Annotated in this window: 3 protein-coding genes and 2 tRNA genes; 2 read left to right on the top strand and 3 right to left on the bottom strand. The window is 37.3% G+C overall.

Features of this window, described 5'->3' with window-relative positions:
* The 3 genes from J500_RS16715 to J500_RS16705 all read right to left on the bottom strand — a co-directional run.
* The coding region (locus tag J500_RS16715; RefSeq protein ID WP_034700727.1) for a ParA family protein at window positions 1–355 on the bottom strand (355 nt) is incomplete at its 3' end.
* 80 nt (window positions 356–435) lie between these two features.
* The gene (locus J500_RS16710) at window positions 436–828 is read right to left on the bottom strand and encodes a SirB2 family protein (RefSeq protein WP_004995485.1); all 393 of its coding nucleotides are present in this window, start codon (window positions 826–828) and stop codon (window positions 436–438) included.
* Between the two features lie 18 nt (window positions 829–846).
* Window positions 847–1,155 (bottom strand): BolA family protein, encoded by a 309-nt coding sequence (locus J500_RS16705; RefSeq protein ID WP_004995482.1) that lies wholly within the window; start codon window positions 1,153–1,155, stop codon window positions 847–849.
* A 201-nt stretch (window positions 1,156–1,356) separates the two neighbouring features.
* Here J500_RS16705 and J500_RS16700 point away from each other — a divergent pair.
* Window positions 1,357–1,432 (top strand) — tRNA-Gly (locus tag J500_RS16700).
* 44 nt (window positions 1,433–1,476) lie between these two features.
* Window positions 1,477–1,552 (top strand) — tRNA-Gly (locus J500_RS16695).
* Window positions 1,553–2,047: the final 495 nt, after the last annotated feature.

Raw genomic sequence — 2,047 nt, 5'->3', positions numbered from 1 at the left:
GTGTTGGGCTGGCTGGAATCACGTCCAGCTTTGGAAAAGCCGTATGATGCACAAAACTTTCCAAGCCTTTGGCGCGTGATTTTAAAATTGAACCAATGGCATTACCAATCAACCCTTTTGGTTGATTATTACCTAAGACATCATCAAAAAAGTTTTCGATGTTCGGCTCTAAGGCATTTTTATCTGCGGAGTAAGTCGCCTGTTCACCTAATAGGTATTGGCTAGAATTGGCTTGTGGATCTAAATCAATCACCAGTGTTCTTAAGTTTTGCGCAGCACTAATTGCTGCCAGATTTACCGTGATACTTGATTTACCCACACCGCCTTTTTGGTTGAAAACCACCCGTGTAAACATGCTTCCCTCATCACTATTTTTTCAAACTTGTTTAGAGTTTAACCTAGCCAATCGATATAAATGCAAAGAATGTCAAACAATTAACCAAAAACTGGCTTGATCATGACTAAACCCAAAATAGCAACAAATGCCACACAGCCAATGACCAGACCTGCTTTGCGCTGTACCACTAAAATAGACTGATCCTTTTTAAATGCTTTACTGAAAGACGAAAGCATTACCACAAACAGAATAATTTTGGCATAAAACCACGGCTGCATTTGAAAATGATTCAGCGATAACAAAACAAGTCCCGTAATGACAACAAGCGTAAATCCTGAATGTTGCAGGGCAATCCAGAGTTTATTGGTCGCAGGAGACTCAGACTGATCAGGCGTAGTCATCCATAAAGGCATAGAACGAATCAGCACAGCTATTGCTGCAAGTGCCAATGCAACCAGATGAATGACAAGGACGAATAAATGTATATCCATTTTTATCTATCAATTTGTTTAATTTTTAGGTGCATGCGCACATTCAGGACTATCGGGTACTTGGCCTTGCCATTCATCTGGCGTATAGGCATGAATCGCCAATGCATGAATTTTACCAGGATTCATTAAATCTGTTGCGACTGCATAGACTTTTTGGTGACGTTGCACCAGTCGAAGTCCCTGAAAAATTGGACTTACAATAGCGACTTTAAAATGACTTTCTTTACCCGGAAAGTAACCACCGTGACCCGCAGACTCGTTGATCACTTCAAGATGCGTGGGTTGCAATGTATTTAAACGTTCAATCAGTTGTTGTTCGAGCGTCATGATCAGTTACCTATTTACATAGAAAGATGGATGGAAGTATAACGTGCCTAAGATTAAAACACTGAAAAACACATAAAAAGTGAGTCAAATAGAATAACTCAGGCGATCAGAGCGCGAATATGATTTTATTTTATGCAATCAGCAGCATTATTTGCATAAAGTGGTTGACCCTTGATTTGCTTAATGTATTATAAGCGGCACGCGGGAATAGCTCAGTTGGTAGAGCACAACCTTGCCAAGGTTGGGGTCGCGAGTTCGAGTCTCGTTTCCCGCTCCAGATTGTTTTTAGTGAAAGTTTTTTATAAAACTGCTCAAATATTTGCGGGAATAGCTCAGTTGGTAGAGCACAACCTTGCCAAGGTTGGGGTCGCGAGTTCGAGTCTCGTTTCCCGCTCCATATTCTAAAAAGCCTCAATCGAAAGATAGGGGCTTTTTATTTTTGATTTATATAATTTTTTTCTTCTTAATAAAGCCGTGATCGTCTTTGTATTCTCGATATCACGAAGTCATATTAAAAAACTTTTGTGACCAAATTGTGCCCACCTTATAAAAATGAGCTCAATTGACCTTAAATGATTTGAAATTATGTACAAAAAAAACTCTAAAAAATGAAGTATTTAAGATCAATTTTTCTCTCTTTAGATGAGGTCAAGGAGTTATATATGGCAAAGAAAATCCCCAAAAAATATATAAGAAAAAAGTGATATTTCATCCATAAAATACACTTATTAATCTTTTATTTAATGTAATTACTGTTATGTATGATTGATATAAGAATATGTTTTTACAAACAATTATGTATTTAACAATTCGTTGAAACGGTGATAAAGCTAAATCGAAAATAATTTGGTTGTATTTGTGATCAAGTTAAATAGCTATTGCTAATAACACG

It is taken from the genome of Acinetobacter sp. 479375, assembly GCF_000581715.1.
GTDB classification, from domain to species: domain Bacteria; phylum Pseudomonadota; class Gammaproteobacteria; order Pseudomonadales; family Moraxellaceae; genus Acinetobacter; species Acinetobacter ursingii.
This window is presented reverse-complemented; position numbering and strand designations above follow the sequence as displayed.

Excerpts from the sequence above, each read along its gene's own strand:
- J500_RS16710 (WP_004995485.1), bottom strand. The coding sequence starts at position 828 with ATGGATATACATTTATTCGTCCTTGTCATTCATCTGGTTGCATTGGCA.
- J500_RS16705 (WP_004995482.1), bottom strand. The coding sequence starts at position 1,155 with ATGACGCTCGAACAACAACTGATTGAACGTTTAAATACATTGCAACCC.